This is a genomic window from Sphingomonas sp. GM_Shp_2 (genome assembly GCF_026540875.1).
Taxonomy (GTDB): Bacteria; Pseudomonadota; Alphaproteobacteria; order Sphingomonadales; family Sphingomonadaceae; genus Sphingomonas; species Sphingomonas carotinifaciens.
The window spans coordinates 40,931-64,840 of sequence record NZ_JALNUQ010000012.1; the positions used below are offsets into that span (position 1 = coordinate 40,931).

Consider the following 23,910-nt stretch of genomic DNA (forward strand, 5'->3'; position numbering starts at 1 on the left):
TCGGTCGTTGCACGCATCGATGCGCCCCGGTACGGCAACGCCTTTCTGCCTGTTTCCCGGAGCCTGTTTGTGACTCAACCTTCCTACGACGTCGTCGCGATCGGCAACGCGCTGGTCGACATTCTTGCCAACACCGACGACGCCTTTCTCGCACAGGAAGGGATGACGAAGGGCGCGATGCAGCTCGTCTTCTCCACCGACGACGCCGATGCGCTGTACGGCAAGATGGGGCCCGGCCGCGAGATCTCCGGCGGCTCGGCTGCCAACACGCTGGCCGGCATCGCGGCGCTGGGCGGAAAATGCGCCTTTATCGGGCAGGTTGCCGATGATCAGCTGGGCGAGGTCTTCGCCCACGACATACGCTCCGTCGGCGTCCGCTTCGACACCCCCGCACGCCCCGCCGGCCCCTCCACCGGCCGCTGCCTCATCCTCGTCACCCCCGACGGCCAACGCACCATGAACACCTTCCTGGGCGCCTCCCACTACCTCCCTGCCGACGCCCTCGACCGCGCCCTCATCGCCGACGCCGCCTACCTCTACATCGAAGGCTATCTCTGGGACCCCGAAGAACCCCGCGCCGCGATGCGCGCCGCGATCCAGGTCGCGCGCGAAGCCGGTCGCAAGATCGCCTTCACCGCTTCGGCCGAGTTCGTGATCGAGCGTCACCGCGCCGATTTCCATAGCCTGTTCGACGGCGGGATGATCGACGTCCTGTTCGCAAACGAGGCGGAAATCATGGCGTTGACCGAGACTGCGGATGTCGAGGCGGCGATCGCGGCGGTGGAGGACAAGGTGGAGACGGTGGTGGTCACTTTGGCGGAGCGGGGAGCGTGCGCGGTACGGGGCGGGGAACGGTACGCGGTACCGGCGCAGCCGGTGGAGCAGGTGGTGGACACCACGGGTGCGGGCGACCTGTTCGCGGCGGGCTTCCTGCACGCACAGGCGCAAGGACGCGACCTGACCGCCTCGCTGACGCTGGGCGCGGCCTGCGCAGCGGAGATCATCAGCCATTACGGCGCCCGCCCGCAGGTCGATCTGAAGGCGCTCGCCGCCACCCTGTGATGCGATATTGCGCGCAAGCTGGAGCGATCCCATCTTGCGCGCATGGCATTCGATCCCGACCGTCGCTCCATCCTGTCGCTGGGTGTCGCCAGCCTTGCGCTGTGGGGATGCGGTCGCGAGGCACGCGCGGCGGAACGCTTCCCGGTCATGCACAGCGATGCCGAATGGCGCCGCCTGCTGCCCGCGCCCGCCTATGACGTGCTACGCCGGGAAGGCACGGAGCGTCCGTTCACCAGCCCGCTGAACGACGAACACCGGGTCGGCACCTTTGCCTGTCGCGGCTGCGCCCAGCCGCTGTTCGCATCGCGCACCAAGTTCGAGAGCGGCACCGGCTGGCCGAGCTTCTGGGCATCGATCCGCGGCGCGGTCGGCACCCACACCGACCGGTCGATGATGATGGCCCGCACCGAAGTGCATTGCAGCCGCTGCGGCGGCCACCTCGGCCATGTCTTCGACGATGGCCCCAAGCCGACCGGCAAGCGATATTGCATGAACGGCGTGGCGATGACGTTCCGGCCCGCCTAGGCGCCCAGCCGCGTCTCCAGCGTCCACCAGCCGCGCGCCGTCGCGGCAGTCGCCGCGTCATGGCACGCCGCGGCATCGTCGAACAACGCAAAGCAGGTCGCCCCCGATCCCGACATGCGCGACAGCAGCGTGGCCGGCGCACCGGCCAGCAGCGCCAGCACCGCGTCGATCGCCGGGGCAAGCGCACGAGCCGGCGCCTCCAGATCGTTGCGGCCCGCGACCGCCCGCGCCAGCAGATCGCCCTCGACGATCCCCCCCCGGTCCACGCCGTCCCAGCGCGCGAAGACCGCGGCGGTCGACACCGCGACGCCGGGGTTGACCAGCAGCAGCGAACGCCCCGGCATGCCGGCGATCACCTCCAGCGCATCCCCCTTGCCCCGCCCGAGCGTGGTACGGCCGAGCAGACACGCGGGCACGTCCGCCCCCAACCCGGCCGCGATACCGAACAGATCGGCATGGTCGGGCGCGATGCCGTGAAGCCGCGCCAGCGCTCGCAGGGTCGCGGCGGCATCCGCCGATCCCCCGCCGATGCCAGACGCGATGGGCAGCACCTTGTGCAGCGTGATCGCGTGATGCGCCGCGATGCCGAAGTGTGCGCAAAAGGCGGCGGCGGCACGGGTGACGAGATTGTCTCCTCCAGCCTCCAGTTCCGCCGCGAACGGACCGGTGATCGCGAACGCCGACGCCTCGGCAACCGCCACCTCGATCCGGTCGCCATCCTCGGCAAAGGCGAACAGCGTCTCCAGCTCGTGATAGCCGTCGGCCCGGCGGTGACGGACATGCAGCGCCAGGTTGATCTTGGCGGGCGCGGTTTCGATGATCGGCGACATGACCGGCTGTGTGCGGGCAGGCGCCGCCGCTGGCAAGATGCCGTCCGGCAAGTCGGAAACCCTATCGCCGGGCCGCCGCCGCCATTTCACGATTGCGTCGGTCGGACGCCGCCAGCGTGTCGGTCATCAGGCGGACGAGCGCGTCGCCATCGTCCAGCACGTTGAGCCCCTGCCGCGTCGAGCCGCCCGGACTCGCCACCCGATCCGCCAGCGTCGCGGGCGATACGTCGGCACCCGCCGCCATCGCGCTCGCACCAGCCACGGTGGCGATCGCCAGCCGCCGCGCCTGATCGGCATCAAGACGGAGTGCAATACCCGCCTGCGCCATGGCGTCGATATAGCGAAATACGAAACCCGGCCCACACCCGGCAAGGGCGGTGACCGAATCGAACCGGCCCTCGTCCTCGACCCATTCGACATGGCCAAGCGGGGTGGCGAACGCCTCCGCCGCGGCGCGCACATCGGCGTCGGCGGACGGCGTGTGGAGCGCCGTCACCCCCTGCCCGATCGCGACCGGCAGGTTCGGCATCATCCGGACGATGGCATCGGCGGCGAAGCGATCGGCGAGCGCCGCCACCTCGACCCCGGCCAGGATCGACAGCAACAACCGCGGATGCAGGCCCGCCAGCGATGGTGCGACGTCGTCAAGCTGCTGCGGCTTGAACCCCAGCATCAGCGTGGCCGGCGTCTCGTCCACCGGCAGGGCGGTGAGGGAGCGGACACCCTCCGGCGCGCCGCGGCCACTGCGGGTGATGACGGTGACGCTGGCCGGGTCCAGCCCGGCGGCAAGCCAGCCGCGAAGCATCGCGCCACCCATATTGCCGCAACCGATCAGCCAGAGCGGCCCCTCAGGAAACGTCACTCAGGCTTCGCCCTGCGTCTCGATCAGCGCGGCGGCCAGTGCCTCCTTGGCGCTCTTGCCGCCCCACAGCACGAACTGGAACACCGGATAGAAACGCTCGCACTCCTCGATCGCCGATTCGACCAGCAATTCGGCCGCGGCGAGCGAGATCGTGCCGTCGTCGCCACCATCGATCATCGCGGCATGGCGGTAGAGCAGGATGCCGCTGGACGACCAGAGCTCGAAATGGCCGACCCACAATTGCTCGTTGACGAGGGCCAGTGCCTCATACACGCCCGCGCGGCGGTCATCGGTCACCTTGATGTCGGGAAACGCCAGGAATTGCAGGACGCTGTCGTCCTCGCGCCACAGGGCACGAAGCTCATAGGTGGTCCAGCTACCCTTGACGGTAGCGATCACCTCGTCGTCATGGCGTTCATGGTCCCAGCCATGCGCGGCGTAATACGCCTCCAGCATGTCGATGGGGGCGGCATCTTCGGTATCGTGGTCGGCGTGTTCGAGCATGTAGGTCATCCTGCGAACGGATCGTGACGCGGGCAGCGTGCCCGCGTCGACGCCGTATCGCAAGCCCGGCATCGGCCTGTGAAGCCCACCCGCCGGGAAAGCTGTGGATAGATCAGAGGATGATCTCCGGCGCGGCCGCCTCGGCCGTGGTTTCCGGCTTGCTCGCGACATCCTTTTGCGTGCCGGCGATCGAATCCTGCCCGGCCTCCAGCGCATCGAGACGCGCGCGCAGCGCTTCCGCCTCGTCGCGGGCGGCCACCGCCATCGCCTTCACCGCCTCGAACTCCTCGCGCGAAACGAAATCCAGGCCGCCGATCCATTCGCGCGCCCGCGTGCGCGCGCTCGATTCGGCCTCGCGGCCCATGCCGGCCACGGTGCCGGCAAAGCCGTTCACGATCTTGGCGAAGTCGTCGAAAATCCGGTTGTCGGACTGCATTGCAAATTCCCCGCTAAATTTCACAGCATTTGGGAGGTGCGGGCGCCCGGCACAAGAGCGTCGGCACCGGGGTTCAATCGCCCGATGCTCCAGGTCAGCACGCCGGCAAAGCTGATCCACACCAGATAGGGCAGCATCAGCCATGCCGCGACGCGGCGGATGCGCGCAAAGGCGAAGGTGGTGGCGATCGCCACCAGCAGCATCGCCACGATGATTGCAAAGGCCAGCGTGACCCGGTGCGCCCCGAAGAAGGTCGGCGTCCAGGCCAGGTTCAAGGCCAGTTGCACGGCGAACAGGCCGACCGCGACACCACGCCCCCGGGCGCCGCGCGCGTTCAGCACGACCGCCAGCGCCAGACCGAGCAGGATGTACAGCGTGGTCCAGGCCACCGGAAACACCCATCCGGGCGGGGTCAGTTCCGGCTTGGTCAGCGCGACATACCACCCGTTCTCGCTGCCCGATGGTACCGATCGCCCCGATGCGAAGCCCAGCAGCAACACGCCGGGTACGGTAACGATCGCCCAGCGCAGGAAGGACATCCGCAGCTGACCCTTGGAAGCAATTGCGCCCACTCGTGCCTCATTCGCTATGACCTGTGCCGGTGTGGCGGGTCACGCCATATCGGTAAAGTGCCAATGGCAAAGTTTCGTTGCAGTCGGCAGGCCCTACGCCACGTAAGTGGTTCAATTCCGGGACGCGGCCACCAAAAATTCGATATTGCCCTCTGGCCCCGTGATCGGACTGGGCGTCACGCCGGCAACGCTCCACCCCGCGCCCCCCAGCCATTCGACCACCGCGTCACAGACACGCGCATGGACCGCGGGGTCGCGCACGACGCCGCCCTTGCCCACTTCCTCGCGCCCCGCCTCGAATTGCGGCTTGATCAGTGCCAGCAGGCGGGCACCGGGTGCGGCAAAGGTCATCGGCCGCTCCAGCACCTTGGACAGGCCGATGAAACTGGCGTCGCAGACGATCAGGTCGACGGGCTCGGGGATATGCTGTTCGGTCAGGATGCGGGCGCTGGTCTGTTCGTGGACGATGACGCGCTCGTCCTGGCGCAGCTTCCAGGCGAGCTGGTTCGTGCCGCTGTCCACGGCATAGACGCGGGTCGCGCCACGGGTCAGCAGCACGTCGGTAAAGCCCCCGGTGGACGATCCGACATCGATCGCCACCGCGTTGGCAACATCCCAGCCGAAATGATCAAGGCCATGCGCCAGCTTGATCCCGCCGCGCGATACCCAGGGATGATCGCGGCCACGCACGTCCAGCGTCACGTCCTCCGCCAGCGCCTGTCCGGGCTTGGCGATCTTCACCTCGCCGGCAAACACCAGCCCGGCCATGACCAGCGCCTGCGCACGCGCGCGCGACTCGGCCAGGCCGCGATCGACGAGCAACTGATCCACCCTCTTCTTCGCCATGGCGCGTCTGTCGCACCCCCGGCAATCCGTCGCAACCCGCCATCCACCGGTCGCAGCATCCATTGCCTAGTAGATCAGTAGGAATATGTTGGCGGCATCGACTTTCGGGGGCTTTCCCTCACGAAAGCGCAGGAGATGCACGATGGGTTCGTTCGCACCGTTCGACGCCGCGCAGCCGACCATCCTGACCGTGCCGGGCCTTGGCGGCTCGGGTCGCTCGCACTGGCAGAGTTTGTGGGAAGAGGCGCGGCCCGACACCGTTCGCGTCGAACTGGGCATGTGGAACACACCGCACCGCAATGCCTGGGTGACCAAGCTGGACGAAGCGATCCGGCGGGCGCAGGCCCCCGTCATCTTGGCCGCGCATTCGCTGGGATGCCTGGCGGTGGCGTGGTGGGCGGAATTGTCGCCGCAGCCCTATGGCTGGCCGGTGGCGGGCGCGCTGCTGGTGGCGCCGGCCGATGTCGATCGCTCGGATGCGCCCGACGCGTTGAAGGGGTTCGCGCCCAGCCCGCTGACGCCCCTGCCCTTCCCCTCGATCCTCGTCGCCAGCCGCGACGATCCCTGGATCGGGATCGAGCGCGCGCACAGCCTTGCGGTGAACTGGGGCAGCCATTTCGTCGATGCCGGCGAACAGGGGCATATCAATGCGGCCAGCGGCCTTGGCTGGTGGACCGAGGGTCAGGCGCTGCTCGACCGGGTGATCCAGGCGAGCAGCGACGGCCACGGCCATGCCCGCCACCCCAGCGACGCGCGGTCGATCCTCGCGGTCAACGCGACCGCCGCCGCGCAGAACCATTATCTGGGGCGCTGAGGATCAGTCGCGGGGCGACTGGCTCTCCGCCTCGCGACCTTTGCGCACCGCGGCGTTCATCCGCCGCCACAACCGCACGTTCACGCCGATCAGCACGACCAGCATCAGCGCGGTCAGGATGATGACGGCGCGCCATCCGGTCATGCGCGTGCGCCCGCGGTCACCCCCGCGCTGTTGTGGCGCAGCGCGGTCAGCACGGTTTCCACGATGTGGTCCGCATCCAGCCCCGCCTCGGCATATTGCACCTGCGGCGAATCCTGATCCTGGAAGATGTCGGGCAGGCGCATCGTGCGGATCTTCAGGCCGGCATCGGTCAGCCCTTCGTCCGACGCCAGCGTCAGCACATGTGCGCCGAGGCCGCCGATCGCGCCCTCCTCGATCGTCACCGCCACTTCGTGCGTGGTCAGCAGACGGCGGATCAGCGCCTCGTCCAGCGGCTTGGCGAAACGCAGGTCGGCAACCGAGGTGGACAGGCCCTTGGCCTCCAGCTGGTCGGCCGCCTTCAGCGCTTCGCCCAGACGCGTCCCCAGCGACAGGATCGCGACCTTCTTGCCCTCACGCACCATGCGACCCTTGCCGATCTCCAGCAGTTCGGGCGTCTCGGGCAGTGCCACGCCGGTGCCGTTGCCACGCGGATAGCGCACCGCGACCGGCCCTGCATCATGCTGCACGCAGGTGTGGACCATGTGGACCAGTTCGGCTTCGTCCGCCGCGGCCATCACCACCATGTTGGGCAGCGTCGCCAGATAGGTGACGTCGAACGAGCCGGCATGCGTCGCCCCGTCCGCCCCGACCAGCCCGGCGCGGTCGATCGCGAAGCGTACCGGCAGGTTCTGGATCGCAACGTCGTGGACGACCTGGTCATACGCCCGCTGCAGGAAGGTGGAGTAGATCGCGCAGAACGGCCGCATCCCCTGTGCCGCCAGACCCGCGGCAAAGGTGACGGCGTGCTGCTCGGCGATGCCGACATCGAAGAAGCGGTCCGGATAATTGGTCGCGAACGCGTCCAGTCCGGTGCCCGACGGCATGGCCGCGGTGATCGCGCAGATCGTCGGATCGTGCGCGGCTTCGCGGGCAAGCGCGGCCCCGAAGACGTTCTGATAGGCCGGCGGCCCCGGCGGCGCCTTGGCCTGGGCGCCGGTGATGACGTCGAACTTCTGCACGCCGTGATATTTGTCCGCCGCCGCCTCGGCCGGGGCATAGCCCTTGCCCTTCTTGGTCACGACATGGACCAGGATCGGGCCTTCCTCGGCATCGCGGACGTTTTCGAGGACGGGGATCAGGTGGTCGAGATTGTGGCCGTCGATCGGGCCGACATAATAAAAGCCCAGCTCCTCGAACAGCGTGCCGCCCATGGTCATGCCGCGCGCGAACTCGTCGGTCTTGCGCGCCGCATTCTGGAAGGGGCGCGGCAGCTTCTTGGCGAAGCGCTTGAGCGTTTCGCGCACCCCCAGAAACTCGCGGCTGGAGACGATGCGCGACAGATAGGCCGAAAGTCCGCCAACCGGCGGTGCGATCGACATGTCGTTGTCGTTCAGGATCACGACCAGCCGGTTGCCCGCCTGCTCGGCATTGTTCATCGCCTCATAGGCCATGCCCGCCGACATCGCGCCGTCGCCGATCACCGCGATACCCTTGCCGGGCGTCCCCGCCAGCTTGTTGGCGACGGCGAAACCGAGCGCGGCCGAGATCGAGGTGGAGCTGTGCGCCGCCCCGAACGGGTCGTATTCGCTCTCCGACCGCTTGGTGAAGCCGGACAGGCCCCCGCCCTGGCGCAGCGTGCGGATGCGTTCGCGCCGCCCGGTCAGGATCTTGTGCGGATAGCATTGGTGCCCGACGTCCCAGACCAGCCGGTCGTGCGGCGTGTTGAACACGTAATGGATCGCAACGGTCAGCTCGACCACGCCCAGGCCGGAGCCGAGATGGCCGCCGGTCGTGCCCACCGCGGAGATCGTTTCGTCGCGCAACTCGTCCGCCAACTGGCGCAACTGTTCCGGCGCCAGCGTGCGCAGGTCGTCGGGGGTCTTCACCGTGTCGAGCAACGGGGTAGCGGGAAGGTCAGCCATCGGAGCGGCTTATCGCAGCAAAGCGGTGGTGTCGATTGCAACCGAACGTGCCGATCACCGACATGTCGGCCGCAATGCCCCGCACGGGGTCAGGCGCGTGCCTTGGTCCCGCATGCCGCGCACCGACCGCGCACCTCGATCACCGGCCGCTCGGCGGCGAACCCGGCGGCCGCGGCCGCACTGCGCACGCCGCGGGTGATATGGTCGTCGTCCAGATGGGTCGTCTGTCCGCACGAATCGCATACCAGGAAGATGCAGTCGTGCAGGCAGTCGGGATGCGCATTGGCGACATAGGCGTTCGCGCTTTCCACCCGGCGCGCCAGGTTGGACGCCACGAACAGGTCGAGGATGCGATAAACGCTGTTGGCCGCGACGCGGCGGCCCTCCGACTTGGACACCGATTCGGCGATGTCATACGCGCTTGCCGGTTTGGAAAAGCCCGCCAGCGCCGCGAACACGCTTGCGCGCATCGTCGTCCATTGCTCGCCGGCCCGCTCCAGCGTCGCCTGCGCGGCCCGCGACAGGTCTTCGCCAAGGGGTTCGTGATGATCATGCGCGTGCGCCATGGGCCCTACCTAGGTGCGCCGCCCCCGACCGGCAAGCGTTCAGGCCTCGGCGCGGCGGTTCAGATCATGTCCGAAAGCGAGCAGGCCGACCCCGATGATCGTCCACATCGCCTCCCCGCCCGATCCGTCGTGGGGCAGGTTCATCGCCCCGGCCATGATGCCAAGACCAAAGGCCCCCATCGCCGCGGGCATCAGGTAACCGTGCGTCATCGCGCCCCGCCCCAGCGCCAGCGCCCCCAGAATGATCGCCAGTACCAGCCCCACCTCATGCACCGCCGGGTGGAGAAACATGCCCCCCGCCGCCGACATCAGCGCCAGCAGGACGGAGGTGGCAAGGCAGTGGACGACGCACAGCCCCGACAGGCCGATCGCAATACGATCGAGCGAGGCGAACCAACGGGGGCGGGACTGCACCGTCATCATCTTGCAACGGCATCTAGGAGAGTAGAAACGAGGTTACAACATCACATCGCCGAAAAATCCGGCCGATGCTGCGGAAGTTCCGCAACCGTGCACGGCGGTGCCGACGGCGATGGCCCTTCCCCGCCGCCGCCCACGCGCCTATGTTCGGGCATCATGCTCCAGCCCAGTGCCGCCTTCATGTCGACCGCCCGTCCCCGTTCCATCGCCTATTGGCTGTTCGGCGTCGCCGCGCTGATCGTCGCGATGGTCGTTGTCGGCGGGATCACCCGCCTGACCAATAGCGGCCTGTCGATCACCGAATGGAAGCCGATCACCGGCATCGTGCCGCCGCTGAACGAGGCGCAGTGGCAGGCGGAGTTCGCCAATTACAAGCGCATCCCCGAATATACGACCTTCAACCAGCATATGACGCTGGCCGGGTTCAAGGCGATCTTCTTCTGGGAATATCTCCACCGAGTATTGGGCCGCGTGATCGGCATGGCCTTTGCCCTGCCGCTGCTCTGGTTCTGGGTGCGGGGGCGCATTCCCGCCGGCTACAAGCCGCGCCTTGTCGCGCTGCTCGCGCTCGGCGGATTGCAGGGTGCGATCGGCTGGTGGATGGTCGCCTCCGGCCTGGTCGAGCGCACCGATGTCAGCCATATCCGGCTGACCGTCCATCTCGTCACCGCGCTCATCATCCTTGCCGGGATCATATGGACCGCCATGGACCTCATGGCGCTGCGCCGCTCGCCGCTTGCCGCGCCCGCCCGCCTCACGCGCGGCTCCGGGGTCGTGCTGGCGCTGCTCTTCGTCCAGGTCGTCTACGGCGCGCTTACCGCCGGGCTCGACGCGGGCTATGCCTTTGCCAGTTGGCCGCTGATGGGGGACGCCTGGTTCCCGCAAGGCGTGCCGATGGCCTCCCCGGCACTCGCCAACGCCGTCGACAATCCCGTGGTCGTGCAGTTCATCCACCGCTGGTTCGCCTTTGTCGCGGCCGCCGGGCTCGCCTGGATCGCGGTACGTGCGGCACGCGGCGGGGCGCTGCGCACCGGCGCGGTCGTGCTGGCGCTGGTGGGAGTGCAGATCGCCCTCGGCATCGCCACGCTGCTGAGCGGTGTGCAGATCGACGTGGCGGTCGCGCACCAGTTGAACGCGGCCCTGTTGCTGATCGCCACCGTGGCCGCCGCGCACCGGCTGGGAACGCCCCCGGCGCCCCTCTCGGTATCCAGATACCCGTCAGGAAACCCGCGGAAAGCTTGACTTAAACCGCCTCTTCGATCATTGGACCTGTCGTTCGCGCCGCTTCCTGTCCGGGGGCGGCGTGCTGCATTTCAAACCGAAAGGTCCAACGCCCATGAAGGCGCTCATGAAGACCACCAAGTCGGCCAAGCCGCACGAGGTGGAGAAGAAGTGGCACATCGTCGACGCCACCGACCTGGTGGTCGGCCGCGCGGCCACGATCATCGCCAACGTCCTGCGCGGCAAGCACAAGACGTCGTTCACCCCGCACGTCGATTGCGGTGACAATGTCATCGTCATCAACGCCGACAAGATCCGCTTCACCGGCAACAAGGCCGCCAAGAAGATCTATTACAAGCACACCGGCTATGCCGGCGGCATCAAGGGCGTGACCGCTGCCAAGGTTCTGGAAGGCCGCTTCCCGGAGCGCGTTCTGGAAAAGGCCGTGGAGCGCATGATCCCGCGCGGCCCGCTGGGTCGCGAGCAGATGCGCAACCTGCGCATCTTCAAGGGCGCCGAGCATCCGCATGAGGCGCAGAACCCCGAGGTCCTCGACATCGCGGGCATGAACCGCAAGAACAAGGTGGGCGCATAATGTCCGATAACCGTCAGTCCCTCGCCGATCTCGGCGCTGCGCTGAACCAGCAGCGCGATGCGGCCGTCGATGCCGACACGGGCGCCGCCACCAGCGCCGACGCCTATCTCGCCGGCGAGACCAACGAGCCCGCCGTGCAGCGCGCCCCCCTGCGCGAGCAGGAGCTGGACAAGTTCGGCCGCGCCTATGCCACCGGCCGTCGTAAGGACGCCGTTGCACGCGTCTGGCTGAAGCCGGGTTCGGGCAAGATCACGATCAACGGTCGCGATCAGGAAGTCTATTTCGCGCGCCCGTCGCTGCGCCTCGTCATCAACCAGGTGTTCGGCGTTGCCGAGCGCGAGGGCCAGTATGACGTGATCTGCACCGTCAAGGGCGGTGGCCTTTCGGGCCAGGCCGGCGCGGTCAAGCACGGCATCAGCCAGGCGCTGACCAAGTACGAGCCGGTCCTGCGCGCCCCCGTCAAGGCCGCCGGCTTCCTGACCCGCGACAGCCGCGCCGTCGAGCGTAAGAAGTATGGCCGTGCCAAGGCACGTCGCAGCTTCCAGTTCTCGAAGCGCTAAGTCGCAGGTTCAGATCTGCGTTACGCGAAAGGGCGGTCCGGCAACGGGCCGCCCTTTTCCGTTGGGTCACCGCGTCAGAACAGCTTGCGCAGCGTCAGCTTCGCCACCCGGCCCAACGGGTCCAGAAAAGCCGGCTGAAACCGGTCCGGCGTGCGGCCCAGTCCGTCGCGCACGTCCAGGCGCTGGTTGAACAGATTGTCGATCTGCAATTCCAGTGTCGTGCGCCGGGCAAGCGGCGTCGAGGTCAGCCACCGCTCCAGTTCGGCGGAAAGCGAGAAGCTGATGTTGGTCAGGCTGGAAAACCGCAGGTCGGACGCAGGCAAGTCGCTGCGCACCCGCGTTGCACCACGCCAGAACCCGGACAGCGACAGGTTCCAACCCCCGCCATTCACCCCCATGAAGCCGAAAACCTCCATGCGTGGTTGCCCGCCGGTGCCGGAGATCGTGTCGCCCGCCAACAGGTCGATCGGCGGCGCCCCCTCTTGCAGCGTCAGGCGATCACGCAGCCGCAACGTCGGCATCAGCCCCATATAATAGAATTTCGGCTGCGGCGGCGGGCCGGGCGGTGGGCCCGCCGTCATGTCCGGCATCTGCGGTTCCGGCCCGATCGTACCGAACATGTTGAACCGCCCCATCACCGATTGCTGCCGCTGACGGAACAGGTTGACCGGGCGCATGTCCACTTCGATGAGCCGCGCATTGGCATCGCGCTGAAAGAGCCGGGGAAAAGCGGCGAGTATCGCGGGCGTCGATGCACCCAGCATCATCAACTGGTTCGAGATCGCGGTATCGGTATAGCCGACGCCGACCGTCAATTTCCCGTCCCGGATGGGTTGAACATCGACGTTGACGGTCAGTGTCCGGCGTTCTTCGGGCCGAAGCGCCGGGTTGCCGCCATTGACGGTGGTGACCAGAATCGACTGCCCGGCGGCGAAATCGAAAAAGGGGACATTGGGCACCAGCAGGACGGGGTCGGTCAATTGCCGGACCGGCGGCGGCGTCCGCGTCTCTGCCCAGATCAGGCCGAGTCGCAAGGGGCGAACCGGCGTCCAGTTCATCCCGTAATTGGTGTTGAGCATGGTGCCCGCATTGGTCACCTGCGCCACGCGGATGTCTGCATTGGCCGACAGTTCGCCGAGCGCGGACAGCACGCCTTCGCGCGCGGATGCGATCGGCACCACCACTCCGACCGACCCGTTGCGCGTCGCCTGCGTCACGCGCGCGCGCGGCGCGCCGGCGAAACCCAGATCGGCATCGCTGGCGGTGCGCGCCTGATCCAGCGTCACCGTCATCAACACGGGTCCTGCGGGTAACCGCGCCGCCGGGCCGTTGACGAAGGCCTTGGCCTGTACCGCGTTGCTCAAACTGCGGGTCACCGTCGCGCTGCCGCTACGCGCGATCGCCGGGGGCAAGGGCTGAAACGGGTTGGCGCCGGCATCGACCGCCGCCTGCACGACGGCCGGATCGACGCCCAGATCGTTCCGGTTGACGCTGGTCGATCGGTCGTACGCTGCGGTGACGTTCCAGTTCCATTTGCCCAGCGCCCCGTTCAGCCCGCCGCCGGTGTGAACGGTGGTGCCGGTTCCCTGCTGGCGCAGCACCCCCGCTTCCTCGAAATAGCGGTACAGGTTGACCGTGGTGGCAAACGGATTGGCGGGGTGATCGCGGCCGATGGCCACCACCGCCGGCGCCAGACCGTTCAACGCCCGGGACCGGTTGGCGGCAAAGGACGCATCCAGCGTCAGCATGGCACGGCCGAGCTGCTGGGTGACGAGGCCGCGGACCTGCACCGCGTCTGTGGCCGGAACCAGCGTGCGAAACGCGCCCAGATCGGTCGTGCGTGGCTGTCCCGCCCCGGCCAGATAGACATTCAGTGCCGATCGCCGGCTGGGCTCCGCCGGCACCGCCGCGACGGCGACCGGGCGACCGGCCAGCGTATCCAGGCGAGGGTCCAGGGTCGCCCCGCCGCTGGCGACGACATTGCCGATGCGATCGAACAGGATGTCGCTATCCGGCACGATCCGGCGCGCATCCTGCCGCAGCGCGTTTGTCCGATCGTACCGCGCGCTGAGGGTAAAGCGTTGATCGCCACGCAACATCGTGGAGCCGATCTCTCCGCTACCCTGGCCGGCACCGCCATCCGTGGACCCGCCGCCCACCAACTCCATCGTGCGCGCGGTGAATTTGCGCTTGGTGATGAAGTTCACCACCCGCTTGGTGGGGGCATAGCCGAACTGCACCGCCACCGCTTCCGGCAGGATCTCCATCCGCTCGATCGCCTCCGGCGGCAAGCTGTGGATCTGATCGTCGCTCGCCACGCGGCGGCCGTTCAGCAGCAGGATCGGTTCCGTCTCGGGTCCGGATGCCGTCTGCCCCCGTACGGCGCGCAGCAGATCCCTGATCTTGGTGCCTCCCAGGCTGCGGATGGTGTTCTCATCCAGCACCGCGAGCGGCGCCACCTCGGTCACGACCGATCCTTTCAGCCGCTGTCCGGTGACGACGATATCCTCCGCCGGCCGGTCGTCCTTCGCCGGGGCACGTTGCGCCACCGACATAGCGGGCCAGGTCAGGCTGCCGACCAGCAGCCCCCATCGCAGCATATCGCCCAGCGGCGTCTGCGCGCGTCGTTTCGCTGTGTCCATGCCCCCCATCCCTGCGGCCGGGTATACGGTTTTCCGGGTAAAATCGGCAAATGGATAAGACCTTGGTTGCATAGTGACTTGGGTCGAAGCCCCGCGATTTGCCCGCCGCGCCGACACCGGGTAATCGAGGCACGACCAGCAAGGTGCAGGAGCCGCCATGACCGCCACCCTCCCCCGTCGCCAGGTGCTGAAAGCCGGTGCGACCATCGCCGGCCTGTCGCTCGGCCGCATGGCCTGGGCGCAAGGGTCCGACCGGATCGAGGCCCTGATCGCCCGCATGACCCCGGCGGAAAAGGCCGGGCAGCTTTCCTGCTTCTCCGACCAGATCCGCCCCATCGGCCTGCCCTTCAACCCCGGCCTTCCCGCCCGCAACGATGCCACGGCACAGCTTGCGCGGATCAGGACGGGGGCGATCGGCATGTTGTTCAACGGCGTGGGCTATGCCGGCGCCAAGGCGGCACAGGACGCCGCGATGCAGACCCGGCTGAAGATCCCGCTGATCTTCGCCGGCGACGTGATCCACGGCCTGCGCACCGCCTATCCGCTGCCCATCGCGGAGGCGTGCGCCTTCGATCCCGATCTGGCGCAGCGCACCGCACGCGCCGCCGCGGTGGAGACGACCGCGCTCGGCATGCACTGGACTTTCGCGCCGATGGTCGATGTCGCGCGCGACCAGCGCTGGGGCCGCGTGGCGGAAGGATCGGGCGAGGACGTCTATCTCGGCACGCAACTGGCGGTGGCCCGCGTCCGCGGCTTCCAGGGCCGCTCGCTGCGCGCATCCGACAGCCTGGCGGCCTGCGCCAAGCATTTCGCCGCCTATGGCGCCGTGTCGGGCGGAATGGATTACAACTACACCGAAATCTCGCCGCAGACGCTGCGCGAGGTGCATCTCGCTCCCTTCAAGGCGTGCGTCGATGCCGGCGTCGCCACCATCATGTCGTCGTTCAACGACGTGAACGGCGTGCCCGCCTCGGGCAATCGCTGGCTGCTGACCGACCTGCTGCGCGGGGAATGGGGTTTTCGCGGCATGGTGGTGGGCGATTATACCGCCGACGAGGAGCTGGTCGCGCACGGCTATGCCGCCGATGGCCGCGACGCGGCGAAAAAGGCGTTCCTGGCGGGCATGGACATGTCGATGGCCTCCGACCTGTTCAATCGCTGGCTTCCCGATCTGGTGGAGAAGGGCGAGGTGCCGGTCGCCCGCCTGGACGAGGCGGTGCGCCGCGTCCTTCAACTCAAGGACGCGATCGGCCTGCTCGACGACCCCTATCGCTCGATCAGTGCGAAAGCGGAGCGGACACAGGTCTCGACGCCTTCGATGCTGAAACTCTCGCGCGAGGCGGGCGCCCGTTCGATCGTGCTGCTCCGGAACGAAGGCGACCTGCTGCCGCTCAAGGCCGATCCCGGCCGCATCGCGCTGATCGGTCCGTTCGGCGAGGATCGCGACAACGTGGTGGGCACCTGGGCGTTCATGGCGGACGCCCGCCTCAACGTCTCGGTCGCGCAAGGCCTGCGCAACCGCAAGCTGGCGGTGGACGTGGTCAAGGGATCGGAGGTCGAGGCGCCGATCGCCGGCGGCATCGATGCCGCGGTCACCGCCGCGCAGGGCGCCGATATCGTCCTGCTCGCGCTCGGCGAGACGCAACTCATGTCCGGCGAGGCGCAGTCGCGTACCGAGATCGTCATCCCCGAGGCGCAGATGGCGCTGGCCGAGGCGGTGGCCGCGACCGGCAAGCCGATCGTCGTCCTGCTCCGCCATGGCCGCGCCCTGGCGCTGCACGGCGCGGTCAAGGATGCGCCCGCGATCCTCGCCACCTGGTTCCTGGGGTCCGAAAGCGGCAACGCCATCGCCGATGTCCTGTTCGGCGACGTGAACCCGTCCGCCAAGCTGTCCGCCAGCTTCCCGCGCGAAAGCGGGCAACAGCCCTATTTCTACAACCACAAGAATACCGGCCGCCCCGCCCCCGATACCGGGTCGCAGGAATACAAGGCGCGCTACCGCGAAACGAAGAACGAGGCGCTATACCCGTTCGGCCACGGCCTCAGCTATACGCGCTTCGCCCTGTCGAACATCGTCGTGCCGCCCCGGATGACCGACCGGATCGAGGTCGCCGCCACCGTCACCAACACCGGCACGCGCGCCGGTGCCGAGGTGGTGCAGCTCTACATCCACGACCGCGTCGCCAGCCGCACCCGCCCGGTGCGCGAGCTGAAGGGCTTCGCCCGCGTCGACCTGAAACCCGGCGAGAGCAAGCCGGTGCGCTTCACCCTCACCCGCGACGACCTGCGCTTCTGGGGAGAGGATGGCTGGGTGATCGAACCCGGCGCGTTCGACCTGTGGGTCGCGACCGACGCCACCGGTGGCGAGCGGCACGGCTTCGAACTGGTATAGCGCTACATATCCACGCGCTGGGTGCCGATGCGTGCCGCCTCTTCCGGGTCGTGCGTCACCATCAGGATCGGCACCCGCGTGGCGTCGCGCACCGCGACGATCGCGGCCATCACCTCCTCGCGCCGCGCCCGGTCGAGCGAGGACAAGGGCTCGTCGAGCAACAGGACGCGCGGGTCGCTGAGCAGGGCGCGCCCGATCGCCACCCGCCGCGCCTCGCCACCGGACAGGCTGCGCGGCCAGCGATCCAGCAGATGGCCGATACCCAGCATCGCGATCGTCGCGTCCCAGTTCGCCGGCGCCGGTCCCGCCCCGTAGAGCAGGTTCGCGCGCACCCGCATGTGCGGAAACAGGCGCGGGTCCTGAAAGACATAGCCGATCCGCCGGCGCTCCACCGCCACGTCGATGCCCGCCCCAGCGTCGAACAGCGTCTCGCCCCCGACACGGACATGCCCGCGGTCGGGACGGATCAACCCTGCCACCATCTGCAACACGCTGGTCTTGCCGACCCCCGACGGGCCGAACAGCACCGTCGCGCCCTCGCCGGTGCGAAACGACGCCGCGATCCGCGCATCGCCGCGCGTCACTGCGACATCGACGTCAAAGGACATGCAAACCCCGCCCCATCCGCCGCGCCAGCATCTCGGACGCGACCAGCGCGATCAGCGACAAGGCGACGGAGACCCCCGCCAGCCGCCACACGATCGCCTCGCCCCCCGGCCGTTGCAGCGCCGAATAGATGGCGAGCGGCAGGGTCGCCGTCTCGCCCGGCACGTTGGACACGAAGGTGATCGTCGCCCCGAACTCGCCGATCGACCGCGCGAAACCCAGCACCGCACCCGCCAGCACACCGGGCAGGCACAGCGGCAGCGTGATCGTCCGGAACGTCCGCCAGCGCCCCGCGCCCAGCGTCCGGGCCGCCTGTTCCAGCCGCCGGTCGACGCCCTCCAGCGACAGCCGGATCGCGCGCACGGTCAGCGGCAGGGCCATCACCGCCGCCGCGATCGCCGCCCCCGTCCAGCGAAACAAAACGCTGACGCCGAACCAGTTTTCAAGCCACATGCCCAGCGGCCCGTTCGGCCCGAATGCCAGCAGCAGCGCCCATCCCGTCACCACCGGCGGCACCACCAGCGGCAGGTGGACGATCCCGTCGAGCAGCACCTTGCCCGGAAACCGCCCGCGCGCCAGCACCCACGCCAGCGCGAACGCCACCGGCAGCATCGCCACCATCGCGCTGCCCCCCACGAGCAGCGACAACCGCACGATCGCCCATTCCTCCGCCGACAGCATCACCCGGCCGCTACTTCGCCGAAAACCCGTAACGCACGAAAATCCCCCGCCCCTCTCTCGACAGCAGGAAGCGCCGAAAGCCCTCCGCCTCGGGATTGGTGGAGGCCTTCAGCCGGGCGAGCGGATAGCGGATCGGCGGATGGCTGGCGGCAGGGAACAGCCCGGCGACGCGCACGCCTGCGCTTGCCCGCGCATCGGTGGCATAGACGATGCCGTAGGGCGCCGCCCCTCGCTCCACCAGCGCCAGCGCCGCCCGGACATTCTCCGCCCGCACGACGCGCGGCGCCACCGCATCCCACGCCCCGAGCCGCTGGAGCGCGGCCATGCCATATTTGCCCGCCGGCACCGAGGCAGGATCGGCCATGGCAAGCGGCCCGCGCGCCAGCGTCGGCCCCAGCGTCCGCACCGTCAGCCGCACCGGGTTCGCCACCGGCGCCACCACCACCAGCCGATTGCCCAGCCACGCGGCGCGCGTCCCCGATGCGAGCAGGCCGCCACGGTCCAGCACGTCCATCCATGCCTCGTCGGCGGACGCGAACAGGTCCGCCCTGCCCCCCGCCTGCACCTGCCGGGCAAGCGCGGAAGACGCGGCGAACGAAATGACCGGCTTCGGATGACCCTTTGCCGCCCAGGCATCCGCCGCCGCCGTCATCGATTCCTGCAGGCTGGCCGCCGCCAGCACCAGCGGCGGGCGTGGCTGCGCCGTCGCAGCCGATGCCAGCCCCAGCACCGCGCACGCCATTGCCCACAACCACCGCATCGCACGCCCCTTTGCCGTTATATACCGCCGGATAGATTACCAGACGCGGGTCCGGCCCCAAGGTTGCACAGCTTCAGGTCCGATCGGCATTTCGTTTCGATCACCGATCCCCCCACCCGTTCGTCTCGAGTAGCCGTCGAGCCTGTCGAGACGGCGTATCGAGAGATCCTCGCCACGGGCGGGCTCCTCTCGATACGGGCTCTCGACAAGCTCGATCCCTACTCGAGCCGAACGGATGGGGCGGATATCAGGCAAGCCAGACAATGCCCGCCCCGAAAAGGAGCGGGACGGCCCGGCTCAGTTATCGTCCCCCATGCGCAGCGCGGCGATGAACGCTTCCTGCGGGATGCTGACCGATCCGTATTCACGCATCTTCAGCTTACCCTTCTTCTGCTTCTCCAGCAGCTTGCGCTTACGGGTCGCGTCACCGCCATAGCATTTCGCAGTCACGTCCTTGCGCATCGCGCTGATCGTCTCGCGCGCGACCACCTTGCCGCCGATCGCCGCCTGGATCGGGATCTTGAACAGATGGCGTGGGATCAGTTCCTTCAACCGCTCGCACATGCCGCGTCCGCGCGTCTCGGCGGTGCCGCGGTGGACGATCATGGACAGCGCGTCCACCGGCTCCTCGTTGACCAGGATGCTCATCTTGACGAGGTCGCCCTCGCGCACGCCGATCTGGTGATAGTCGAAGCTGGCATAGCCCTTGGACAGCGACTTCAACCGATCGTAGAAGTCGAACACCACCTCGTTCAGCGGCAGTTCGTACGTCGCCTGCGCACGGCCGCCGACATAGGTCAGGTTCTTCTGGATGCCGCGCCGGTCCTGGCACAGCTTCAGGATCGAGCCGAGATATTCGTCGGGGACGTAGATCGTCGCCTCGATCCACGGCTCGCTGATCGTCGCGATCTTGTTGGGATCGGGCATGTCGGCCGGATTGTGCAGCTCGATCGTGCCGCCGCCATGCGTCAGTTCGATCTCGTACACCACGCTGGGCGCGGTGGTGATCAGGTCCAGGTCATATTCGCGCGTCAGCCGCTCCTGGATGATCTCCAGATGCAGCAACCCCAAGAACCCGCAGCGGAACCCGAAGCCGAGCGCCGCGGACGTCTCCATCTCGAAGCTGAACGACGCATCGTTCAGCCGCAGCTTGGAGATGCTCTCGCGCAGCTTCTCGAAGTCGTTGGCATCGACCGGGAACAGGCCGCAGAACACCACCGGCTGAACTTCCTTGAAGCCCTCCAGCGCCGCTGCCGCCGGCCGCTTGGCATCGGTCAGCGTGTCGCCGACCCGCGCCTGCGCCACGTCCTTGATCTGCGCGGTGATGAAGCCGATCTCGCCCGGCCCCAGATCGGTCAGTTGCTCGATCTTGGGGCGGAAGCAGCCGACCCGGTCGACGAGGTGCGTCGTCCCGGCCTGCATGAACTTGATCTGCTGGCCCTTCTTCAACGTGCCGTCGATCACGCGCACCAGAATGACGACGCCCAGATACGGGTCGTACCACGAATCGACCAGCATCGCCTTCAGCGGCGCATCCACGTCGCCCTTGGGCGCAGGGACCTTCTTCACGATCGCTTCCAGGATCTCGGCAATGCCGATCCCCGACTTGGCCGAGGCCAGCACCGCCTCCGACGCGTCGAGACCGATCACGTCCTCGATCTCCTGCTTCACCTTTTCTGGCTCGGCGGCAGGCAGGTCGATCTTGTTGATGACCGGCACGATCTCGTGATTATGCTCGATCGACTGGTACACATTGGCCAGCGTCTGCGCCTCGACGCCCTGTGCGGCGTCCACCACCAGCAACGCGCCCTCGCACGCGGCCAGGCTGCGGCTCACCTCATAGGCGAAGTCGACATGGCCCGGCGTGTCCATCAGGTTCAGCGTGTAGGTCTCGCCGTCCGACGCGGTATAGGCCAGGCGCACCGTCTGCGCCTTGATGGTGATGCCGCGCTCCTTCTCGATCTCCATATTGTCGAGCACCTGTTCCGACATCTCGCGGTCGGTCAGGCCGCCCGTTTGCTGGATCAGGCGATCGGCCAGCGTCGACTTACCATGGTCGATATGCGCGATGATCGAGAAGTTGCGGATCTTGTCGAGCGGAGTGGACACGGGGGTCGGGGTCTTCCTGGGTAGAGGTTTCGCCCGCCGTTAGCACCGCTCTCGCCCAAATGCCAAAAGGATGGCCTCGTGCGCCGCGAGTTTGTGTGCGCCCGAGTTTTCGCACGCCCCTCCAAAAACCTGCTTGCGCCACCCAGAGCGGCTGGGTATAGGCGCGCCTCCAGCACGGACCGGCCTTCCCGAAAGGCTTCGCAAACCGGTTCGTACTCCGTCGGGGAGTAGCTCAGCCTGGTAGAGCACTGCCTTCGGGAGGCAGGGGCCGGAGGTTCGAATCCTCTCTCCCCGACCATTTAGGCCCTGCAAATTCCCAGTTCATCGACACGCGAAAGACCGCGTCGGGCATGGCACGCGGCCGCAGGCCGTTCCATCGACCTGCCTGCCCGCCGAACTCAGACCCGCCGAACTCAGAACAGCGCGCGCAGGCGCTCCATCAGCGACGGGGTCGCGTTGCGGCTCGCTTCGTAACGAACCCGCTCTTCGGCGGCGCGGCGATACAAGGCGGTCAGCCGCTCTTCACGCGGCAAATCGGAAATCCGGATCGGCACGGAATGCGTGGCCATGTCTTCACTCCCTGGTCTATCGGCGAACCGTTCTGAAACAACGACGATGCGAACCAAAGGTTTCCGCTAAACTTACCAACGCAGATTGAGAGACGGTGAAACGCTGCCCACCCGCTGACATGATGGCGTCACCGAAGTGCGACGCCGCCGTAACAGTGCGCGCGTAGAGGCTCGTTGCGAAAAGCGCAGGGAGCCCATGATGCCGATCGACGCTGCCGCCGACATTCTCGACATCACGCCGCGCCTGACGGCTGCCCGCGCGGGCAGTCGCCGGCATTACCGCACGATCTGGATATCCGACGTGCATCTGGGCACGCGCGGCTGCAATGCGGACATGCTGATCGACTTTCTCGACCATGTCGACAGCGACACGCTGTATCTCGTCGGCGACATCATCGACGGCTGGCGGTTGAAGCGCCGCTTCTACTGGCCGCCCGCGCATAACGACGTCGTCCGCCGCCTGCTCAAGCGCGCCCGGCGCGGCACCCGCGTCGTCTACATCCCCGGCAATCATGACGAGATGTTTCGCCAGTTTTCCGGCATGGACATCGGCGGCATCGCCATCTGTCGCAAGACGATCCACATCACCGCCGATGGCCGCCGCCTGCTGGTGCTGCACGGCGACGAGTTCGACGCGATCACGCTGGCGCATCGCTGGCTCGCCCATGTCGGCGACCATGCCTATACGCTGCTGATGATCGCCAATCGCTGGGTGAACGGCATCCGGCGGCGGCTGAACATGCCCTATTGGTCGCTGTCCAAGCACGCCAAGGCCAAGGTGAAGAACGCCGTCGCCTTTATCTCGCATTTCGAGGAGGTGGTCGCCCATGCCGCCGGCTCGCGCGGGGTGGACGGCGTGGTCTGCGGCCATATCCACACCGCGGAAATGCGCGAGATCGGCGGCATCGCCTATTATAATGACGGCGACTGGGTGGAGGGCTGCACCGCGCTGGTCGAGCATCATGACGGCCGCATGGAGCTGCTTCACTGGGGTGACGAGATCGCCCGCCGCGCCGCGCCTCCCGAGGCGATCAGCGCTGCGAAAGCGGCCTGATTCCATGCGGATCGCGATCGTCACCGACGCCTGGGCGCCGCAGGTCAACGGCGTCGTGCGTACGCTGGGCGCGGTCCGGGCCGAGTTGCAGGCGATGGGCCATCACGTCGCCATCCTCGCGCCCGACGCACACGCCTCCGTCCCCTGCCCCACCTATCCCGAAATACGCCTCGCGATCCTTCGCCCCGGCGCACTCGGCCGCCGCCTCGCCGCCACCGCCCCGCACGCGATCCACATCGCCACCGAAGGCCCGCTGGGCCTTGCCGCCCGCCGCTGGTGCATCGCCCGCCGCCTGCCCTTCACCACCGCCTATCACACGCAATTCCCCGATTACGTGTCGGCGCGCACCCGCATCCCCGCCGCCTGGATCTGGCGCTATGTCCGCTGGTTCCACGCCCCCGCCGCCGCGGTGCTGGCCTCCACCCCCGGCGTCGAGGCCAGCCTCAACGCCCACGGCCTGCCCCGCGTGCGCCGCTGGGGCCGCGGCGTCGACCTCGACCTCTTCACCCCCGACGGACCGGTCGACCCGGCGATCGCCGTGCTCCCCCGCCCCATCCACCTCTATGTCGGCCGCGTCGCGATCGAGAAGAACCTGCACGCCTTTCTCGCCACCCCCACCACCGGCAGCAAGGTCGTGGTCGGCGACGGTCCCGCCCGCGCCGCCCTCGAACAGCGTTTCCCTCACGCCCTTTTCCTCGGCAGCCGCTTCGGCGCCGCCCTCGCCGCCGCCTATCGCAGTGCGGACGTGTTCGTATTTCCCAGCCGCACCGACACCTTCGGCCTTGTCATGATAGAGGCGCTGGCCTGCGGCATCCCCGTCGCCGCCCTGCCCGTCACCGGCCCGCTCGACCTGATCGGCCCGCGTCACGGCGCGCTCGACGAAGACCTCTCCGCCGCGATTCCGCGCGCGCTCTCCTGCGATCGACAGGCGTGCGCGTCCTATGGCCGGTCCTTCTCCTGGCGCCGCAGCGCGCAGGAGTTCCTCGACGCGCTCGTCCCGCTCGGAAACGCCAGCCGCGCCGCCTGATCCTCAGTTCGAAGGCTCGTCCAGCCGCGCGCCGTCCAGCACCGCCCGTCGCCGCGCCTCCTCCGCCCGTTCGGCGGCGACCTCGCTCCTCGTCCTGCCGAAGCGCGCGCGGTTTTCCGCCGCCGTCACCGCCGCATCATCGCGTGCCCGCCGCTTGCGCGCCTGCCGCAGGTTGACGACCTCGCCCACCG

General features: G+C 68.0%; 26 protein-coding genes and 1 tRNA gene. 10 read left to right on the forward strand and 17 right to left on the reverse strand.

Going from position 1 to position 23,910, the window contains the following annotated elements:
- Positions 1-69 precede the first annotated feature (69 nt).
- Both OXR08_RS06715 and msrB read left to right on the forward strand, forming a co-directional pair.
- A complete protein-coding gene (locus OXR08_RS06715) occupies positions 70-1,062 on the forward strand; it encodes an adenosine kinase (RefSeq protein ID WP_267348850.1) in 993 nt (330 codons plus the stop codon).
- Positions 1,063-1,104: 42 nt separating this feature from the next.
- A complete protein-coding gene (msrB, locus tag OXR08_RS06720; protein ID WP_267348852.1) occupies positions 1,105-1,587 on the forward strand; it encodes a peptide-methionine (R)-S-oxide reductase MsrB in 483 nt (160 codons plus the stop codon).
- Here msrB and OXR08_RS06725 read toward each other — a convergent pair.
- The 6 genes from OXR08_RS06725 to OXR08_RS06750 all read right to left on the reverse strand — a co-directional run bounded on the left by OXR08_RS06725 (position 1,584) and on the right by OXR08_RS06750 (position 5,637).
- Positions 1,584-2,417, reverse strand: a complete 834-nt coding sequence (locus OXR08_RS06725) for a 4-(cytidine 5'-diphospho)-2-C-methyl-D-erythritol kinase (protein WP_267348854.1) — start codon at positions 2,415-2,417, stop codon at positions 1,584-1,586. The two genes, msrB and OXR08_RS06725, sit on opposite strands and share 4 nt — an antisense overlap.
- 61 nt (positions 2,418-2,478) lie before the next feature.
- Positions 2,479-3,279, reverse strand: coding sequence for a pyrroline-5-carboxylate reductase (locus OXR08_RS06730; RefSeq protein ID WP_267348856.1), 801 nt, complete (start codon positions 3,277-3,279; stop codon positions 2,479-2,481).
- The gene (locus OXR08_RS06735) at positions 3,280-3,783 is read right to left on the reverse strand and encodes a YbjN domain-containing protein (protein ID WP_267348857.1); all 504 of its coding nucleotides are present in this window, start codon (positions 3,781-3,783) and stop codon (positions 3,280-3,282) included.
- Between the two features lie 112 nt (positions 3,784-3,895).
- Positions 3,896-4,219: an accessory factor UbiK family protein gene (locus tag OXR08_RS06740; protein ID WP_267348859.1), complete on the reverse strand. Its 324-nt coding sequence runs from the start codon at positions 4,217-4,219 to the stop codon at positions 3,896-3,898.
- Positions 4,220-4,239: 20 nt separating this feature from the next.
- Positions 4,240-4,758, reverse strand: coding sequence for a TspO/MBR family protein (locus tag OXR08_RS06745; RefSeq protein WP_267348861.1), 519 nt, complete (start codon positions 4,756-4,758; stop codon positions 4,240-4,242).
- A 144-nt stretch (positions 4,759-4,902) separates the two neighbouring features.
- Positions 4,903-5,637 (reverse strand): TlyA family RNA methyltransferase, encoded by a 735-nt coding sequence (locus OXR08_RS06750; protein WP_267348863.1) that lies wholly within the window; start codon positions 5,635-5,637, stop codon positions 4,903-4,905.
- 142 nt (positions 5,638-5,779) lie between these two features.
- On the opposite strand from OXR08_RS06750, the gene OXR08_RS06755 reads away from it, so the two are divergent.
- The gene (locus OXR08_RS06755) at positions 5,780-6,451 is read left to right on the forward strand and encodes an alpha/beta hydrolase (RefSeq protein ID WP_112380987.1); all 672 of its coding nucleotides are present in this window, start codon (positions 5,780-5,782) and stop codon (positions 6,449-6,451) included.
- A 3-nt stretch (positions 6,452-6,454) separates the two neighbouring features.
- On the opposite strand, the gene OXR08_RS06760 is transcribed toward OXR08_RS06755, so the two are convergent.
- From OXR08_RS06760 to OXR08_RS06775, 4 genes are all read right to left on the reverse strand, one after another.
- Entirely contained in the window at positions 6,455-6,595 is a 141-nt protein-coding gene (locus OXR08_RS06760; RefSeq protein WP_160146713.1) for a hypothetical protein, read from the reverse strand.
- Complete coding sequence (dxs, locus tag OXR08_RS06765) at positions 6,592-8,517, reverse strand: 1-deoxy-D-xylulose-5-phosphate synthase (protein ID WP_267348866.1); 1,926 nt, start codon at positions 8,515-8,517, stop codon at positions 6,592-6,594. The genes OXR08_RS06760 and dxs overlap by 4 nt, the downstream gene beginning before the upstream one ends.
- An 89-nt stretch (positions 8,518-8,606) precedes the next feature.
- On the reverse strand, positions 8,607-9,083 hold the full coding sequence (locus OXR08_RS06770) for a transcriptional repressor (RefSeq protein ID WP_267348868.1): 477 nt from the start codon (positions 9,081-9,083) through the stop codon (positions 8,607-8,609).
- 39 nt (positions 9,084-9,122) lie between these two features.
- Positions 9,123-9,506 carry a MerC domain-containing protein gene (locus OXR08_RS06775; RefSeq protein ID WP_112380990.1) on the reverse strand — a complete coding sequence of 128 codons (384 nt, stop codon included), beginning with the start codon at positions 9,504-9,506 and terminating at the stop codon, positions 9,123-9,125.
- Between the two features lie 153 nt (positions 9,507-9,659).
- Between OXR08_RS06775 and OXR08_RS06780 the strand changes: the two genes are divergently transcribed.
- The 3 genes from OXR08_RS06780 to rpsI all read left to right on the forward strand — a co-directional run bounded on the left by OXR08_RS06780 (position 9,660) and on the right by rpsI (position 11,879).
- Positions 9,660-10,745 carry a COX15/CtaA family protein gene (locus tag OXR08_RS06780; RefSeq protein ID WP_267348870.1) on the forward strand — a complete coding sequence of 362 codons (1,086 nt, stop codon included), beginning with the start codon at positions 9,660-9,662 and terminating at the stop codon, positions 10,743-10,745.
- A gap of 94 nt (positions 10,746-10,839) precedes the next feature.
- Positions 10,840-11,319, forward strand: a complete 480-nt coding sequence (gene rplM / locus OXR08_RS06785) for a 50S ribosomal protein L13 (protein WP_112380991.1) — start codon at positions 10,840-10,842, stop codon at positions 11,317-11,319.
- Complete coding sequence (rpsI, locus tag OXR08_RS06790) at positions 11,319-11,879, forward strand: 30S ribosomal protein S9 (protein ID WP_149680800.1); 561 nt, start codon at positions 11,319-11,321, stop codon at positions 11,877-11,879. The genes rplM and rpsI overlap by 1 nt, the downstream gene beginning before the upstream one ends.
- 74 nt (positions 11,880-11,953) lie before the next feature.
- On the opposite strand, the gene OXR08_RS06795 is transcribed toward rpsI, so the two are convergent.
- Positions 11,954-14,521 carry a TonB-dependent receptor gene (locus tag OXR08_RS06795; protein WP_267348875.1) on the reverse strand — a complete coding sequence of 856 codons (2,568 nt, stop codon included), beginning with the start codon at positions 14,519-14,521 and terminating at the stop codon, positions 11,954-11,956.
- A 157-nt stretch (positions 14,522-14,678) separates the two neighbouring features.
- Here OXR08_RS06795 and OXR08_RS06800 point away from each other — a divergent pair, with 157 nt between their 5' ends.
- Positions 14,679-16,913, forward strand: coding sequence for a glycoside hydrolase family 3 N-terminal domain-containing protein (locus OXR08_RS06800; RefSeq protein WP_267348877.1), 2,235 nt, complete (start codon positions 14,679-14,681; stop codon positions 16,911-16,913).
- Positions 16,914-16,915: 2 nt separating this feature from the next.
- On the opposite strand, the gene OXR08_RS06805 is transcribed toward OXR08_RS06800, so the two are convergent.
- The 4 genes from OXR08_RS06805 to lepA form a co-directional block, all read right to left on the reverse strand.
- Positions 16,916-17,521: an ATP-binding cassette domain-containing protein gene (locus OXR08_RS06805; protein WP_267348879.1), complete on the reverse strand. Its 606-nt coding sequence runs from the start codon at positions 17,519-17,521 to the stop codon at positions 16,916-16,918.
- Positions 17,511-18,200, reverse strand: coding sequence for a molybdate ABC transporter permease subunit (gene modB, locus OXR08_RS06810; RefSeq protein WP_112380996.1), 690 nt, complete (start codon positions 18,198-18,200; stop codon positions 17,511-17,513). The genes OXR08_RS06805 and modB overlap by 11 nt, the downstream gene beginning before the upstream one ends.
- 10 nt (positions 18,201-18,210) lie before the next feature.
- Positions 18,211-18,942 (reverse strand): molybdate ABC transporter substrate-binding protein, encoded by a 732-nt coding sequence (modA, locus tag OXR08_RS06815; RefSeq protein WP_267348921.1) that lies wholly within the window; start codon positions 18,940-18,942, stop codon positions 18,211-18,213.
- A 315-nt stretch (positions 18,943-19,257) separates the two neighbouring features.
- The gene (gene lepA / locus OXR08_RS06820; RefSeq protein WP_112380998.1) at positions 19,258-21,069 is read right to left on the reverse strand and encodes a translation elongation factor 4; all 1,812 of its coding nucleotides are present in this window, start codon (positions 21,067-21,069) and stop codon (positions 19,258-19,260) included.
- A 221-nt stretch (positions 21,070-21,290) separates the two neighbouring features.
- Between lepA and OXR08_RS06825 the strand changes: the two genes are divergently transcribed.
- Positions 21,291-21,367, forward strand: a tRNA-Pro gene (locus OXR08_RS06825).
- Positions 21,368-21,482: 115 nt separating this feature from the next.
- Here OXR08_RS06825 and OXR08_RS06830 read toward each other — a convergent pair.
- Entirely contained in the window at positions 21,483-21,638 is a 156-nt protein-coding gene (locus tag OXR08_RS06830; RefSeq protein WP_160146714.1) for a hypothetical protein, read from the reverse strand.
- A gap of 196 nt (positions 21,639-21,834) precedes the next feature.
- Between OXR08_RS06830 and OXR08_RS06835 the strand changes: the two genes are divergently transcribed.
- Together OXR08_RS06835 and OXR08_RS06840 are read left to right on the forward strand one after the other, a co-directional pair.
- The gene (locus tag OXR08_RS06835) at positions 21,835-22,692 is read left to right on the forward strand and encodes a UDP-2,3-diacylglucosamine diphosphatase (RefSeq protein WP_149680805.1); all 858 of its coding nucleotides are present in this window, start codon (positions 21,835-21,837) and stop codon (positions 22,690-22,692) included.
- Between the two features lie 4 nt (positions 22,693-22,696).
- Positions 22,697-23,719 carry a glycosyltransferase family 1 protein gene (locus OXR08_RS06840; RefSeq protein ID WP_267348884.1) on the forward strand — a complete coding sequence of 341 codons (1,023 nt, stop codon included), beginning with the start codon at positions 22,697-22,699 and terminating at the stop codon, positions 23,717-23,719.
- A 3-nt stretch (positions 23,720-23,722) separates the two neighbouring features.
- Here OXR08_RS06840 and OXR08_RS06845 read toward each other — a convergent pair whose 3' ends face one another.
- Positions 23,723-23,908, reverse strand: coding sequence for a DUF4169 family protein (locus OXR08_RS06845; RefSeq protein ID WP_267348886.1), 186 nt, complete (start codon positions 23,906-23,908; stop codon positions 23,723-23,725).
- Positions 23,909-23,910: the final 2 nt, after the last annotated feature.